Raw genomic sequence first — 14,574 nt, 5'->3', positions numbered from 1 at the left:
AGTTTTTAGTTTAACATTAAATTTTTACAGCGCCCATTCCACCATCGATTCCGATGATTTGTCCGGTCATCCATGCAGATTTTTCAGAAATTAAAAATGAAATCAATTCTGCAATTTCCTCAGGTTTCCCAATGCGTTGTAAAGGATGTCTTTTGTCAGAAGATTCACGTTTTTCAGGCGTTGAGAGTAATTGCGAAGCAAGTGAAGTGTCAGTCAGAGAAGGCGCAAGCGCGTTCACACGAATTTTCTGCATCGCAAATTCTGCCGCCAAACTTTTTACCAAACCTTCCACCGCACTTTTGCTTGCCGCAACCGAACTGTGAAAAGGCATTCCGATTTTTGCTGCAACGGTGCTGAAAAGTACAATCGAAGCACTTTCAGATTTCTTTAAGTTCGGTAAAAGCTTCTGAATGGTTTTGATCGCTCCCAAAACATTGATATTAAAGTCATTTTTAAAATCTTCCTCAGACAATCTGTTGAAAGGTTTTAAATTAATGCTTCCCGGCGCATAAATAAGTCCGTCCACAACATCCGGAAACGCTATTTCATTTAAATTTCCATTTAAAATATCCAATTCATGAAAATCAATTTCAAGATTTTCAATTTCTGCCGTCTTTGATCTGGATATTCCGGTAACGTTAAAATCCTTCGATAAAATTTTTGCTGATTCAAGGCCAATGCCTTTTCCACAGCCGATGATTACTACATTTTTCATAAATCAAAATTTGTGTTGGTGTGCAAATCTAGTTTAAATCAAATTAAACTATCTTTTTGAAATCTTATTATTTGTGATAGTTCTCTGCTGGTCGCTTTTGAAACGTGTGACCTCCTCACTGCGCTTTTTCAGATGCTTCTGGCTAACTTTCGAGTGAACGCGTTCTCGCCACAATCTGAAGCTGCTGGGTTTCAGCTCACGACGCATCACTTCTACCACTTCATCTTCACTGATACCAAACTGATATTCAATTGCTTCAAATGGTGTACGGTCTTCCCACGCCATTTCTATAATACGGTCTAGTTCTTTTAAATCAAAGTCTTTCATTGTGTATTTTATTTTAATTTAGCCATAGATTACGAAAACTGCGGTCGCTGTCGTACATCGACGCCTGTTTTAAAGGATTAAAATGCCGATCCCGCGGATCATTTCCTACGCCGGCAAGATACATCCAGTTGCAGTAATTGCTGTGAACATCATAATCGATGAGCTGTTCCTCAAAATATGCCGCACCTTTCAGCCAGTTTTGAGATAAAGTTTTGCAGAAATAAGAAGCAACGTTTTGCCTTCCGCGATTGCTCATAAAACCGGTTTTTGCAATCTCAATCATATTGGCATTGATAAAATCAGAATCAGTACTTCCTTCAATCCAGCGGTCTATTTTCGGCTGACTATCCTGATGCGTATTTTCTTTATCTAAAATTCCGTCATAATTGAAAATCCGGTCGCCGTATTCCATTGCTACATATTTGAAAAATTCTCTCCAGAAAAGTTCGAAAATCAACCAGTAGGTCGATTCATTATTGCCAAATTCTTCTTCATATTTTTTTACCTTATAATAAATTTCCACAGGCGAAAGACTGCCGTTGGCGAGCCATGCAGAAAATTTGCTGCTGTAGTCGCTTCCTGTCATCCCATTTCTAGTCTCTTTATATCGGCTTAAATTCTTCGTTTCAAAAAAATAATTTTCCAATCTTTCTTTACCTGATGTTTCGCCGCCTCTAAAAAGAAAAGCTGACCTTTCATCAGTTTCAAAATCTAAAAAACCTAATGTTTGGAGCGTAATATCATCTGACATTAAATGTTCGATTTTTAAATTTTTTGCAGTAATGTTTTCGCTGTCAAAAACTTTCCGCACCTCAAGATTTTTCTCAATTTTATGTCGAAATCCTGTAAATATTTTTGGAATCGTGGTTACCGCTTTTTTTACAAATTCCGGTTTTAAAAGCAATTGTGTATAAGATTTTTCCCACTGCGTTTCAGGTAAAATTCGTTTTATGCTATTCTGTAATTGGGTTTCTTCCTTCGTAAATTCTTCCTGACAAAATATTTTCTGAATATCAACTTTATCCTTCAGTGAGGAAAAAACATCTTTGGTTTTCCCAAATTTCACCAGAAGATCAATATCTATTTTTGCTAAATTTCTCTTTAACTCATGCACTGTTTCTAAGAGAAATTTCGCACGGAATTTTCCTATTTTTCGAAATCCAAACTGTGTCTGCGCAAAAAAATCTTCATCAAAAATATAGACAGCAAGAAATTCTGTTTCTTCCTGAGATATTTTTGATAAAGATTCATTATCACTGATTCTTAGATCTCTGGTAAACCAGAGGATGTTGATTTTTTGTGTCTCCGACATTTTTCGCTGCAGTATTTTACTTCGTCCCAGTTTTTTGCCCACTTTTTCCGCCAATTGAAGGGAAGTCCACAAACTTCACATATTTTGGAAGGCAAATCTGCGGGCATTACGCTGAGAAATTTTTATAATTATTAATTTTAATATCTTTTGCTCTCAAATCATGCATCATATTATACAGTCCGAAAAAAGTTCGGTTGAGATAAATAAAGTGCTTCGAGCCTCTGTTTACATTCATCTCCCGTATATCACTCATTTTGGCGTAACGTTGTCCGATTTCTGCAATTTCACTGAAGAAATTTTCATCCGAAAAATCAAACACCTCGCTGTTGAAGGGTCTTGTAAACAATTCCAGAAGTTCGTAAAAAATCTGCGAAAAAAATGCAGTTTCTTTTGCTGTATCTTTAGAAGTTAAAATTTCGAGCTCATAAAGTTTTTTAGAGAAAAATTCTGGATCGCTGAGATTTTCCTTATTTGCCAATTCAAAATACGGTCTGTAAAATTCCTCCGGAATCTCCTTAATGCATCCAAAATCAATTACCAAAAGCTCTTTACTCGGAGAAATCAAAAAATTTCCGGGATGCGGATCGGCATGAACCTTTTTTAAGTTGTGCATCTGATACATATAAAAATCCCAAAGCGTTTGTCCTATTTTATTTAAATCTTCCTGAGAATTCTGTTTTTTTGTAAATTCAGAAAAATGTTCACCATTCATCCAGTCCATCGTAATAATCCTATCTGATGAATATTCAGGATAATAATCTGGAAATTTTAAGTTCGGCAAATGCTTACATCGTCCGGCAATTTCCTGACTTCTTTTCAGTTCAAGTGTATAATCCGTTTCCTCAAAAAGTTTATTTTCAACCTCCTGAAAATAAGATTCTGAACCTTCTTTCTGAATATTAAACATTCGTAAAGCAATCGGTTTTACCAGTTTCAAATCGCTGGAAATACTTTCTCGCACGCCTGGATACTGAATTTTTACCGCTAATTCTTTTCCGTCTTTCTTCGCTTTGTGGACTTGGCCGATGCTCGCCGCATTTACCGAGTTTGCAGAAAATTCATCATAAATCTCTTCCGGATTTTTCCCGAAAGATTTCCTGAAAGTTTTTTTCACCAAAGCTCCGGAAAGTGGAGGCACAGAAAACTGCGACAGGGAAAATTTTTCTACATATGCCTGCGGCAAAATATTTTTCTCCATGCTCAGCATCTGCGCTACCTTCAAAGCCGAACCTTTCAGCTCTTTCAAAGAATCGTAAATATCTGTTGCATTGTCTTCGTTCAGTATTTTTCTGGCTTCTGCGTCGTCTTTTGTCACGCGGTTGCCGTAATATTTTACATAATTTAGACCGACTTTTGCCCCCGCTTTCAGGAGATTACCTGCGCGCTCGATTTTTCCGGTTGGTATTTTATCTAATGATTTCATCTTCTAAATTTTTCTTTCCAAAGAAATTTGCCTAGATCAACCACTTTTCTCAGTGGCTCATTATCGATCAGTTCAAAACCTGTATCGATTGTTTTTTCAATAAACAGATCCGTTTTTTCGAACGACTGTGAAGTATCATTTCTCCAGAATTCTATGCAGGATAAAAAATGTAACCATAAACCTTCAATTCGGGATTTCTCCTGAAATTCGCGCACATTGCCTTTCATATTTTTCATCATTTCCCATTCATTGAAATTTAAGGTCTGTATGAAATTCTTATGAGCGTCGCGTAAACTTCGAAGATTTTTTGTAGAACGCAATTTATATTTACCCAAAATCATCAGAATGAGTGAACGGTTCATCGTTAGATTTTCAAAGAATATGAAATAAACATTAAGGAGTTCTTCTTTAGCTGAAATCTGACCAGGATGCTCGATCTGAGCAGCAAGCTCTATAGATTTGTAAAAAAGATTTGAAAGCATCTTTTCTTCGATCTGCTCGAAACTTGCGAAATAATCGTAAAACTCCTGCTCTTCAAAACCGTTATTTTTAGCAAAACGATAAACGTTTTTTGGCCTTTCACTATGATTCAGCAAAAATTCTCCATATAGCTCGAATATTTTTTCTTCTGTCACTTTAAAATCATTTTCCATAATATTAGAAATTAACAGTTTAAACTAGTAAATAACTATTCAATAATTACACCAATTGGTATAAAAACATACTATTAAATTCATGATAAAAATCTCTAACTTTTTAATGGAGAATTAATTGGAGTTATCAAACTTGTAGGCATGATTTTTGGTAATGAAAATCAATGCATTTTAAACATTATTGGTTTAAAGATTTATAAAAACAATATCATTGAACACAATTCCTTACGGCATAGAAGATAATGACGACCGTTTGAAAACGCTAAGTATTTATCTTCAGGCACTTAACTCATCAAATTCCGGGGTGATTATCACAGATAATCTGCAGCCGGATAATCCTATTATATATTGTAACATTGCTTTTGAAAAGATAAGCGGATATAAGCACGACGAAATTATCGGGCATAACTGTCGCTTTCTGCAGGAGCAGGACCGCTCACAGTCTGAAAGATTTATTCTGAAAGAAGCCATTTCTGAAGGTAAAGAGTGTGCAGTGGAAATCCGCAACTACCGTAAAAATGGAGAGCTTTTTTGGAACGAATTGTATATATCTCCCGTTTTTAATGATCAAAAGGAAATTACTCATTTTATAGGAGTTCAGAATGATGTTTCCAAAAGAAAAAAAGCTGAAGCAGAGCTTAAGGAAGAGAAAGCCGCTGCTGAGAAGAAAATTGAAGAACGTACGAAAGATTTAAAAGAAAATGAAGCTTTTCTTTTAAGTATTATAGAAACTGTTCGTGAAAGTCTCCTGGTATTGGATTCAGAATTTAATGTGCTTAGCGCTAACAGACATTTTTTAAATACTTTTAAAGTTTCTACTGAAGATACTGTGGGACAGCTGCTTTTTGAACTTGGAAATCACCAGTGGGATATTGTGGCTTTGAAAGATTTACTTGTAAAGATATTGCCGACAAATAATCCGGTTATTGATTTTGAAGTTGAGCACGATTTCCCTCACATTGGCAAGAAGATTATGCTTCTGAATGCATACAGAGTTGAATTTGAAGGTCAGTATAAAGATAAAATTCTTCTTGCAATTGAAGATATTACAGACAAAATTGAGGTTGACCGTAGGAAAGATGATTTTCTTTCTATTGCCAGCCATGAGTTGAAAACTCCGCTTACAACGATTAAAGGATTGGTGCAGCTTCTTCAACGAATGCCGCCGGAAAATGCGTCTGAAAAATATTTAACTACACTTGAGAAAGTTGGTACCTACGTAGACCGGCTTAATAATCTGATTACAGAACTTCTTGATACTTCAAAAATTCAGTCTGGGAATATTGAGCTCCACAACGAACCTTTCAGAATTGAAAAAACAGTAAAAGATACGGTTGAAAATCTTTCTGTTGCCACTCCAGGCTATGATATAAAAATTTCTGGAAATGCAGGCGCAACGATTATGGGCGACGAACTGCAAATTTCGCAGGTTATCAATAATCTGATTTCCAACGCGATAAAATATTCTCCGGGATCAAGTAAGGTTGATGTTTACATCAGCAAGGTTGGAGATTTTATTAAAATATCCGTGAAAGATTACGGCATGGGAATCAGTCCGCACGATAAAGAAAAAATATTTGAGCGCTTTTACAGAGCGCGCGATATTCAGAAAAAATTTCCAGGCCTTGGCATTGGTCTATATATTTCGCATGAAATTATTATCAATCACAAGGGAACGCTTTGGGTTGAGAGCGACCTTGGTGAAGGTTCTACATTCAGTTTCACATTACCAATAATGAAAGATGATGGCAGAGGAAAGTAAGAAAATTATGGTATGTGATGATAATCAGGGGATTTTAGACATTTTGGAAATGCTTCTGGAATCTGAGGGTTTCGACGTGATTACAGAAATAAACAGCACAAATCTGATTAAAGAGTTAAAAACACAAACTCCGGATTTGCTTCTTCTGGATCTCTGGATGCCGGTTTTATCAGGTGATCAGATTTTGAAAATTATCAGAACGACATCGGAATACGAAAAACTTCCGGTAATCGTTTTCTCGGCGAGCGTGGATGGAAATACCATTGCTGAAAATGCGGGTGCAAATGCTTTTGTTCCTAAACCATTTGATATGGATGATTTGGTAGGGAAAATTCGTGGGCTTTTAAATTAACAACAAAATTCAAATATCATTTAGCTGCAACTTTCTGGTGCAGCTTTTTTTTATTTAAAACAAATACTTTTTGCAATAATAACTTGGTGAAAACTAATGTTTATCTTTGTTATATATCATCAGAAAATCATGCTTACGGATAAATTTGGAAGGAAAATTAATTACCTGCGCCTTGCGGTGATCGACCGCTGCAATCTGCGCTGCAATTACTGCATGCCGGCTGAGGGATTGGTATGGACGAAGCAGCCTGATCTGATGCTTGATGATGAAATCATACGGCTTTCAGAAATATTTACTGATCTTGGTGTGGATAAAATCAGAATTACAGGCGGTGAACCTTTCGTGCGGAAGAATATGATCAATCTCCTCGAAAGGCTTTCAGCAAATGAAAAACTAAAGCAGTTAAACATCACAACAAACGGACTTTTAACTCAGAACCACATTCCTGCAATGAAAAAAATGGGAGTGAAAACGGTTAATTTAAGTCTTGATACTCTGGATGCTGAACGTTTTTATAAAATCACCAGACGAAACAGTTTTGATCTTGTAATGAAAACCCTTTATGATCTCATCGAAAACAATTTCAGAGTTAAAATAAATGCTGTGGTCATGGGAGATCAGAACATTTCTGACATCATTCCCCTTGCTGAACTTACTAAGATTCTTCCGGTCGAAATGCGTTTTATTGAAGAAATGCCTTTCAATGGAAACGTGGATAAAACGGTAAATTTAAAATGGAATCACAGCGAAATTTTAAAATATATTAAAAGTCACTTTCCAGATATAAATCAGTTATCGCTTGCTGCAAATTCTACTTCTGTTAATTATAAAATTCCCGGATATTTGGGTGAGATCGGAATTATTGCAGCATATACACGTTCATTTTGTGGCGACTGCAACCGCTTAAGAGTTACGCCAACCGGAATTTTGAAAACATGTCTTTACGAAGGCGGTGGAGTAGATCTGAAACAGGCTTTACGCGATGGAATGAGCGATGAAGAAGTAAAGAAAATCATCATTCAAGCTGTTTCGGGAAAATCTGAAAACGGCTGGGAAGCAGAAAAATTAACTTTAACAAAGCCAGAATTGCATCAATCTATGGCGACAATTGGTGGATAAATGATTACGGTAGAAGAAGCAGATCGGTACATTTTTGATAATCTTCAGGATTTCGGAACTGAAGAAACATGTATTCAAAATGCGTTGGGAAGAGTTTTGGCTGAAGATATTTTAGCAGACCGTGATCTGCCACCGTTTGACCGGGCTCTGGTAGATGGCGTGGCGATCGATTTCAAGAATTACTCTCAAAACAAAATATTCTATGTAAAAGATATTCAGGCGGCCGGACAAAATCCTTTTCACGTTTCTGATGATATTGAATGTGTGGAAATTATGACTGGCGCGGCAGTTTCGGAAACGTTAAATACAGTTATTCGCTACGAAGATATTTCGATTTCTGACGGAAAAGTTACCGTCAACGTTGACATCAAAGAAGGTCAGAATATTCATAAAAAAGGTCGAGATAAAAAGTTTGGAGATGTTTTGGTTTTAAAAAATCAGCGGATTACGGCATCAATTATTGGAATAGCTGCGTCAGTTGGAAAGATTGTGCTGAAGGTGAAAAAGCTTCCGAAAGTTATCATCATTTCAACAGGCGACGAAATTGTTCTGACTGAAAATACTCCTAATAATTTTCAAATACGTTCATCAAATAGCATTACAATTCAGTCGGTTTTAAAAAAATATAATATCGATTCTGATATTGCTCATTTGAATGACGATTTAGATTTATTAAAAGAAAATTTGGCGAAGTTTCTTCATGATTATGACGTGATTTTGCTTTCAGGAGGCGTTTCAATGGGGAAATTCGATTTTCTTCCACAAGCTTTCGAAGATTTAAAAATCAAAAAGATATTTCATAAAATTAAGCAGAAACCAGGCAAACCTTTTTGGTTTGGAAGCAGAGGAGAAGGAAAAAAAGTTTTTGCCTTTCCTGGAAATCCCGTTTCGGTTTTTCTTTGTCTGCACCGGTATTTTCTCCCTTGGCTTGAAAATTCTTTGGGATTAAAAAAACAAAATCACAACTACGCAATTTTGGAAAACGACATACACTTTTCGCCGAATCTGCAGTATTTTGCTCAAGTTGTTTTAAAAGAAAATAGTGATGGGACGGTCTCCGCAAAAACGGTTGATACGAACGGTTCAGGAGATTTTTCTCATCTTGCAGAGACTGACGCTTTTATGGAGTTTCCTTCAGATAAAAACGAATTTAAAAAAGGCGAGGTTTTCAAAATCTGGCGCTACAATCAATTTTAAATGAAAGATTTTTCCCATCTAGATGATCAGCAGAAACCTTCAGTGGTAAATGTGAGTTCAAAAAAAATTACACACAGGAAAGCAACTGCCAAAGCAGTTGTGCAGCTTCCAGAGCATATTTTCAGCAAATTGCAGGACGCAAATTTCAATACGGCGAAAGGTTCGGTTTTTCAGACGGCGATTATTGCTGGCATTATGGCGGCAAAAAAAACTGGTGATTTAATTCCGCTTTGTCATCCGATTGGGATGGAAAACTGTTCTATAAATATTGATTTTAATGATTTTAATGAAATTGAAATTTTCTGTACTGCAGAAGTTGAAGCAAAAACCGGAATCGAAATGGAAGCTTTGATTGGCGCGAGCCTTGCTGCCCTGACAATTTATGACATGTGTAAAGCAATGAGCCATGATATTGTGATAAAGGAAATCAAACTCATGGAAAAAACCGGCGGAAAAAATGATTTTAAAAGATCTTAAAATGCCTAAACTCAATGGACTGGTGCTTGCCGGCGGAAAAAGCGTAAGAATGGGAACGGCGAAAGAGCGGATCAACTGGCACGGCAAAGAACAGCAGTTTTTCGCGGCAGATTTGTTGAGAAATTTTTGTGATGAAGTTTTTATTTCATGCCGACATGATCAGAATGAAGTTCAGAATCCCGATTATCAATTTCTTTCAGATACTTTTTTAAATCTTGGTCCTTTAGGTGGAATTCTCACTGCGCTGCGTTCCGACCGTGAAAAAGCCTGGTTAGTAGTAGCGTGCGATTTACCGGTATTAGATCAGAATACTTTACAGCATCTTTCAGATTCCAGAGATTCAGAAAAAATAGCTACCACTTTTAAAAGTCCGTTTGATGGTTTGCCGGAACCGTTAATCACGATTTGGGAACCGAAAAGTTATCCTCTTTTGCTTGAATTTTTAGGCCGAGAGATTACCTGTCCCAGAAAAGTTCTGATCAACAGCAATACATTAATTCTTGAGCCTCAAAACCCTGAGAGTCTGATGAACGTCAATACACCGGACGAAGCGAAAATTGCCGAAAATATTTTATTAAATCAGAAAAAATGAATCCCGATTTCGAACGGTACAATTGCCAGATTGCGCTGCCTTCATTTGGCGAAAATTCTCAGCAGCTTTTACAGAATGCCAAAGTGATGATTGTCGGCATGGGTGGTTTGGGCTGTCCGGCCGCGCAATATCTGGTTTCTTCTGGCGTCGGCACGATCGCTTTGGTTGATGATGATGTCGTCTCTGTGAGCAATCTTCACCGTCAGATTTTATATTCTCCGGAGGATGTCGGAAAGTCTAAAGTTGACATTGCGGCAAAAAGATTAACCGCTCAAAATCCGGATATTAAAATTGTTTCTATCAACAAAAGAATTGATTCGCAAAATGTACTTGAACTTATTGAAGAATACGATCTGATTATTGAAGGAACCGACAATTTTGAGACAAAATATCTGCTGAATGATGCCTGTGTTTTAGCAAAAAAACCTTTGGTATACGGAGCAATTTTCCAGTTTGAAGGTCAGGTGAGCGTTTGGAATGTTGAGCAAATTGATGGAAATTTTTCTCCCAATTACCGCGATGTTTATCCAGATATCGCGTCGCATCATATTCCGAATTGTCGTGAAGGCGGCGTTCTCCCAGCACTTGCCGGAATGGTTGGCTGCATGCAGGCTGGGGAAGCGATAAAATATCTGACAAAATCTGCAGATCTTTTTGCCGGAAAACTTTGGATGATCGATATGCGGTCGGGGAAAACGCAGGTGATCAAGTTGCCGAAGTACACTTCAACACATATTGTCTCGCTTCAGGAGTCGGTGAAGCAGATTTCATTTAAAGATTTTAATGAAAACAGCGATGATTTTGAGTTGATTGATGTAAGAAGTTCCGAAGAACATTCGAACGAAAATATTGGCGGAAAAAACATTAAGCCAGAAAATCTAAAAGACTTTATCTCTTCAAATCAAGTTAAAAAATCCCTCGTTTTATACTGTCAGTCAGGAAAGCGGAGTTCTGCAGCAGCAGTATTAATCCAAAAAGAGTTTCCTCAATTAGATATCTATTCTTTGCGTGGCGGAATTCAGGATTCAAAATAAATTTATTTCCTTTTAATTCTTTTTAAGCAAAGCCGGATTGTGCTTTACGATCTTGATCTTTACAAATTTTGAAGCAGGCATATTACTTTCGCGCACCACATTATTTACTGAAACCAAAACGTTTGCTTCCGGAAAATACGTTACCGCATTTTTCTCCGGAATTCTATAAGGTACGATAATAAACAGAGGCGCAATGCGGGTTTTGTCATCATCAAAATTAAAAAGATCCACCGTATCACCGCCTTTTAAGCCGAGCTTTTCGATGTCTTTTTTGTTCATAAAAACAACGCGTCTTTCATTTTTGATGCCGCGGTATCGGTCATCCATTCCGTAAATTGTAGTGTTAAACTGATCGTGTGAACGGGTTGTTGCCATCAAAAATTCATCTTCAGCCAATTTGTTTTCAGGAATTTCAGTAACAGTGAATGGCGCTTTATCATGGAGTTGTGGAGAAAATTTCTGTTCGTCACGCGCTTTATTTGGCAGATAAAAACCACCTTTCTGTCTGGCACGCACATTATAATTTTCAAAACCGGGAATACATTTTTCTATGTCATCGCGCACTACATCGTAGCTGTCATGATAGCGCATCCAGTCGACAACTGTCCGGTCACCTAAAGTAGCCATCGCGAGACGACAAAGAATCTGGGTTTCGTTTAACAAATTATCGGAAACAGCATCAAGCATTCCGCGGGAATCCTGAACCACACCCATAGAATTTTCTGTAGTTACAATTTGCAGCTCACCGTTGACAATATCTTTATCACTTCGCGCATAAGTCGGTAAAATAATTGATTCTTTTCCGTGCACAAGATGTCCGCGGTTAAGTTTTGTGGAAACCGAAACAATTAAATTCAGCTTTCGCAAAGCTTCAGAAGTGTAATCGGTATCAGGCGTCGCTGAGATGAAATTTCCGCCAAGACAAAACAGAACTTTCACTTTTTCATCGTGAATTCCCTTTATTGTATTGACCACATCAAGACCATGATTTCGCGGCATTTTAAAATTAAAATGCTGTTCCAAAGTATCAAGCTGCTCTTCAGTTGGCTTGTGATTAATCATCATCGTGCGGTTTCCCTGCACGTTGCTGTGGCCACGAACAGGACAGACTCCAGCACCCGGTTTCCCAATGCTGCCTTTCAGAAGAAGAATATTTAGAATCTCGTGAATCATATCCACACCGTTTGGCTGCTGCGTCAAACCCATTCCCCAACTGAAAATAATCTTTTTGCAGGGTGCGATCATTTCTGCAGTTTCTTCCAATTTTTCTACTGAAATCCCGCAAAGTTCGGAGAGCTGACTGAGGTCGTAGTGATCGAATTGCTTTAAATAATCTTCAAAACCTACCGTTTTTTCTGCAATGAAATTTTGATCGAAAACACTTCCCGGGATTTCTTTTTCCATTTTAATAAGAATCAATTCCAAAGCTTTAAGCAAAGCCATGTCACCGTTAATTCTCACGGGAAGGTATAGGTCGGCAAGACTTTTTCCGCCACGAAGAATTTCTTTTATGTTTTGCGGATCAGTGAAACCCATCAGGCCGGTTTCAGGCAGAGGATTTACAGCAATAATTTTTGCACCGTTATCTTTACCGCATGAAAGTGCGCTCATCATTCGCGGAGAATTCGTTCCCGGATTTTGTCCGATGATAATAATCAATTCGGCTTCATAAAAATCTTCAAGTTTTACGGTTCCTTTACCAATTCCGATAGCGGGCGTCAGGGCAGTACCGGAAGTTTCATGGCACATATTGGAGCAGTCGGGCATATTATTCGTTCCAAATTCTTTTGCAAAAAGCTGATATACAAAAGACGCTTCATTACTTGTACGTCCGGAAGTATAAAATGCTGCTGCATCGGGCATTTCCAGCGCATTAAGATGTTCACCAATTTTTTTAAATGCATTATCCCACGAGATTGATTGATAATGCGTCGCACCTTCTGGCAGATACATCGGATCGGTAATTCTTCCCATTTTCCCGATATGATAATCGTCTAAAAGCGACAGATCATAAACAGAATTATCTCTGAAAAAATCCGGTGTAATTTTCTTCGATGTAGCTTCTTCAGCAAGTGCTTTTGCACCGTTTTCGCAGTATTCTCCGAGCGCAGAACGCTCGTCATCAGGATCTGGCCACGCACAACTAGGGCAGTCGAAGCCGTTATGCTGATTCATTTTAAAAAGCGCACGCGTGCCACGAATTATTGCATGATCAACAATAACATCACTGAACGCCGCTAATACAGCCGGAACACCTGCCGCAATTTTTTCGACTTTTGTGAGTTTTAAATGAGATAAATGAACTGGATTTTGCGAATCAGGAAACTTTTGAGAGTCGTTCACTTTATTTAAATCAAAATTTTTCATAACCGAATTGTGTGTTTTTTAGCAGATACTGTTAGGATTGGGATAATTGTCGCTTTGGTCTTCCGCAGAATTATCGAGGCAGACAAAATCTTTTTCCACCAGAATTTTTACTTTGCCGCTTTCACCTTCAAAACCGACCTGATCGCTGCTGCAAAATTCTTGAATAGTTTTTAGTGGAATTTCAAGCGTGATTTTTCCGTCTGAAAATGTCGCAGAGATATTTTCTGTATCTGTTGTTTTTAAAATATAATAAAAGGTATGGTCAATAAACTCCGTTTTGCTGGAAATATTTCCCTGTTCTTTCATCGTGAAAACTTCCGACTGTGAAAGCCGCATTCTCAAAGTATTGTCTTTAATTCTGATTTTCATTTGTGTCTAAAAATGTAAATTGACCGGAAATATGATACGCGTTAAAAGTATCGCGCCTCAAAAAACCAATCAGCGTTATATCAAATTCTGCAGCGAGTTCTACTGCGAGGCTTGAAGGTGCGCCAATTGCCGCCACGACTGTAATTCCTGCCATTGCTGCTTTCTGAATCAGTTCAAAACTTGCGCGTCCGCTTAGAAGTAAAATATGCTCCTGCAGAGGCACAACGTTATTCATCAGGCTTTGACCGATCAGTTTATCGAGCGCGTTATGTCTGCCGACGTCTTCGCGAACCGCCAAAAGATTTCCTTGAAAATCAAAAAGTCCGCATGCATGAATTCCGCCGGTTTTGCTGAAATTTTGCTGAAAAGTCCTCAGTTTTTCCGGCAGATCGAAAAAAACATCTCTTTTAATTGAAGTGTTTTGTCTGGGATTATTTTTAAAATGACTTTGTGTTTTTATTGAATCAATAGAAGATTTTCCGCAAACGCCGCAGCTCGATGTCGTGTAAAAATTCCGGTCTGTAGTCATAAAATTGGGCTGAAAATTAACATTTAAAGAAACAGAAATCACATTTTCAGCATTTTTTGAACAGCCTTCGATTGGTCGGACTATATTTTTTATCTGACCTGCAGAATGGATGATGCCTTCTGTAAATAAAAATCCTGCAGCGAGCTCAGCATCATTTCCTGGTGTACGCATCGTCACCGAAATATTTTTGTGCAATTTCTGATCATTTTCAATGTAAGAAACCCTTATTTCCAAAGGTTCTTCTACCGACAAATCGTCGTCTTTTAGGAAAGATTCTACTCTGGTAAATTTTGAAATCTGCAGATGTTTAATCGCGGCATTTTCACCAATCTCAGCATTCATTCGT

Annotated in this window: 16 protein-coding genes; 7 read left to right on the top strand and 9 right to left on the bottom strand. The window is 37.7% G+C overall.

Annotation, left to right across the window (positions count from 1 at the left end):
* Window positions 1-16: 16 nt before the first annotated feature.
* From ASG01_RS02845 to ASG01_RS02825, 6 genes are read right to left on the bottom strand one after another with little or no spacing between them, the layout of a single operon-like run.
* On the bottom strand, window positions 17-715 hold the full coding sequence (locus ASG01_RS02845) for an SDR family NAD(P)-dependent oxidoreductase (RefSeq protein ID WP_055859597.1): 699 nt from the start codon (window positions 713-715) through the stop codon (window positions 17-19).
* A 48-nt stretch (window positions 716-763) separates the two neighbouring features.
* A complete protein-coding gene (locus ASG01_RS02840) occupies window positions 764-1,042 on the bottom strand; it encodes a TIGR03643 family protein (protein WP_055859594.1) in 279 nt (92 codons plus the stop codon).
* A 13-nt stretch (window positions 1,043-1,055) separates the two neighbouring features.
* Window positions 1,056-2,354 carry a DASH family cryptochrome gene (locus ASG01_RS02835; RefSeq protein WP_055862106.1) on the bottom strand — a complete coding sequence of 433 codons (1,299 nt, stop codon included), beginning with the start codon at window positions 2,352-2,354 and terminating at the stop codon, window positions 1,056-1,058.
* Complete coding sequence (locus ASG01_RS15660) at window positions 2,306-2,461, bottom strand: DUF2256 domain-containing protein (protein ID WP_082498279.1); 156 nt, start codon at window positions 2,459-2,461, stop codon at window positions 2,306-2,308. Before ASG01_RS15660 ends, ASG01_RS02835 begins: the two co-directional genes overlap by 49 nt.
* Window positions 2,461-3,777 carry an ABC1 kinase family protein gene (locus ASG01_RS02830; RefSeq protein WP_055859591.1) on the bottom strand — a complete coding sequence of 439 codons (1,317 nt, stop codon included), beginning with the start codon at window positions 3,775-3,777 and terminating at the stop codon, window positions 2,461-2,463. The genes ASG01_RS15660 and ASG01_RS02830 overlap by 1 nt, the downstream gene beginning before the upstream one ends.
* Entirely contained in the window at window positions 3,774-4,430 is a 657-nt protein-coding gene (locus ASG01_RS02825; protein ID WP_055859588.1) for a TetR family transcriptional regulator C-terminal domain-containing protein, read from the bottom strand. Before ASG01_RS02825 ends, ASG01_RS02830 begins: the two co-directional genes overlap by 4 nt.
* Before the next feature lie 211 nt (window positions 4,431-4,641).
* Here ASG01_RS02825 and ASG01_RS02820 point away from each other — a divergent pair, with 211 nt between their 5' ends.
* The 7 genes from ASG01_RS02820 to ASG01_RS02790 all read left to right on the top strand — a co-directional run bounded on the left by ASG01_RS02820 (window position 4,642) and on the right by ASG01_RS02790 (window position 10,963).
* Window positions 4,642-6,192, top strand: coding sequence for a PAS domain-containing protein (locus ASG01_RS02820; protein WP_202966976.1), 1,551 nt, complete (start codon window positions 4,642-4,644; stop codon window positions 6,190-6,192).
* A complete protein-coding gene (locus tag ASG01_RS02815; RefSeq protein ID WP_202966975.1) occupies window positions 6,173-6,544 on the top strand; it encodes a response regulator in 372 nt (123 codons plus the stop codon). The genes ASG01_RS02820 and ASG01_RS02815 overlap by 20 nt, the downstream gene beginning before the upstream one ends.
* A gap of 96 nt (window positions 6,545-6,640) precedes the next feature.
* Window positions 6,641-7,663: a GTP 3',8-cyclase MoaA gene (gene moaA, locus ASG01_RS02810; RefSeq protein WP_238584496.1), complete on the top strand. Its 1,023-nt coding sequence runs from the start codon at window positions 6,641-6,643 to the stop codon at window positions 7,661-7,663.
* On the top strand, window positions 7,664-8,860 hold the full coding sequence (locus ASG01_RS02805) for a molybdopterin molybdotransferase MoeA (RefSeq protein WP_055859581.1): 1,197 nt from the start codon (window positions 7,664-7,666) through the stop codon (window positions 8,858-8,860).
* On the top strand, window positions 8,861-9,337 hold the full coding sequence (gene moaC / locus ASG01_RS02800; RefSeq protein WP_055859578.1) for a cyclic pyranopterin monophosphate synthase MoaC: 477 nt from the start codon (window positions 8,861-8,863) through the stop codon (window positions 9,335-9,337).
* Between the two features lies 1 nt (window position 9,338).
* Window positions 9,339-9,929 (top strand): NTP transferase domain-containing protein, encoded by a 591-nt coding sequence (locus ASG01_RS02795; protein WP_238584495.1) that lies wholly within the window; start codon window positions 9,339-9,341, stop codon window positions 9,927-9,929.
* Window positions 9,926-10,963, top strand: a complete 1,038-nt coding sequence (locus tag ASG01_RS02790) for a HesA/MoeB/ThiF family protein (RefSeq protein WP_055859571.1) — start codon at window positions 9,926-9,928, stop codon at window positions 10,961-10,963. The genes ASG01_RS02795 and ASG01_RS02790 overlap by 4 nt, the downstream gene beginning before the upstream one ends.
* Window positions 10,964-10,975: 12 nt before the next feature.
* Here ASG01_RS02790 and ASG01_RS02785 read toward each other — a convergent pair whose 3' ends face one another.
* Genes ASG01_RS02785 through fdhD form a run of 3 tightly spaced genes read right to left on the bottom strand, consistent with a single transcriptional unit; the run spans window position 10,976 to window position 14,570 of the window.
* Window positions 10,976-13,330 carry an FdhF/YdeP family oxidoreductase gene (locus ASG01_RS02785; protein WP_055859568.1) on the bottom strand — a complete coding sequence of 785 codons (2,355 nt, stop codon included), beginning with the start codon at window positions 13,328-13,330 and terminating at the stop codon, window positions 10,976-10,978.
* A gap of 18 nt (window positions 13,331-13,348) precedes the next feature.
* A complete protein-coding gene (locus ASG01_RS02780; protein WP_055859566.1) occupies window positions 13,349-13,699 on the bottom strand; it encodes a DUF7009 family protein in 351 nt (116 codons plus the stop codon).
* A complete protein-coding gene (fdhD, locus tag ASG01_RS02775; RefSeq protein WP_055859563.1) occupies window positions 13,683-14,570 on the bottom strand; it encodes a formate dehydrogenase accessory sulfurtransferase FdhD in 888 nt (295 codons plus the stop codon). Before fdhD ends, ASG01_RS02780 begins: the two co-directional genes overlap by 17 nt.
* Between the last annotated feature and the right edge of the window lie 4 nt (window positions 14,571-14,574).

The sequence above is a fragment of the Chryseobacterium sp. Leaf180 genome, assembly GCF_001424585.1.
GTDB lineage: Bacteria > Bacteroidota > Bacteroidia > Flavobacteriales > Weeksellaceae > Chryseobacterium.
This window is presented reverse-complemented; position numbering and strand designations above follow the sequence as displayed.

Excerpts from the sequence above, each read along its gene's own strand:
- moaC (WP_055859578.1), top strand. The coding sequence starts at position 8,861 with ATGAAAGATTTTTCCCATCTAGATGATCAGCAGAAACCTTCAGTGGTA.
- ASG01_RS02785 (WP_055859568.1), bottom strand. The coding sequence starts at position 13,330 with ATGAAAAATTTTGATTTAAATAAAGTGAACGACTCTCAAAAGTTTCCT.
- ASG01_RS02845 (WP_055859597.1), bottom strand. The coding sequence starts at position 715 with ATGAAAAATGTAGTAATCATCGGCTGTGGAAAAGGCATTGGCCTTGAA.
- ASG01_RS02840 (WP_055859594.1), bottom strand. The coding sequence starts at position 1,042 with ATGAAAGACTTTGATTTAAAAGAACTAGACCGTATTATAGAAATGGCG.
- ASG01_RS02795 (WP_238584495.1), top strand. The coding sequence starts at position 9,339 with ATGCCTAAACTCAATGGACTGGTGCTTGCCGGCGGAAAAAGCGTAAGA.
- ASG01_RS02825 (WP_055859588.1), bottom strand. The coding sequence starts at position 4,430 with ATGGAAAATGATTTTAAAGTGACAGAAGAAAAAATATTCGAGCTATAT.
- moaA (WP_238584496.1), top strand. The coding sequence starts at position 6,641 with ATGTTTATCTTTGTTATATATCATCAGAAAATCATGCTTACGGATAAA.
- ASG01_RS02805 (WP_055859581.1), top strand. The coding sequence starts at position 7,664 with ATGATTACGGTAGAAGAAGCAGATCGGTACATTTTTGATAATCTTCAG.
- ASG01_RS02790 (WP_055859571.1), top strand. The coding sequence starts at position 9,926 with ATGAATCCCGATTTCGAACGGTACAATTGCCAGATTGCGCTGCCTTCA.
- fdhD (WP_055859563.1), bottom strand. The coding sequence starts at position 14,570 with ATGAATGCTGAGATTGGTGAAAATGCCGCGATTAAACATCTGCAGATT.
- ASG01_RS02815 (WP_202966975.1), top strand. The coding sequence starts at position 6,173 with ATGATGGCAGAGGAAAGTAAGAAAATTATGGTATGTGATGATAATCAG.
- ASG01_RS02780 (WP_055859566.1), bottom strand. The coding sequence starts at position 13,699 with ATGAAAATCAGAATTAAAGACAATACTTTGAGAATGCGGCTTTCACAG.
- ASG01_RS15660 (WP_082498279.1), bottom strand. The coding sequence starts at position 2,461 with ATGCCCGCAGATTTGCCTTCCAAAATATGTGAAGTTTGTGGACTTCCC.
- ASG01_RS02835 (WP_055862106.1), bottom strand. The coding sequence starts at position 2,354 with ATGTCGGAGACACAAAAAATCAACATCCTCTGGTTTACCAGAGATCTA.
- ASG01_RS02830 (WP_055859591.1), bottom strand. The coding sequence starts at position 3,777 with ATGAAATCATTAGATAAAATACCAACCGGAAAAATCGAGCGCGCAGGT.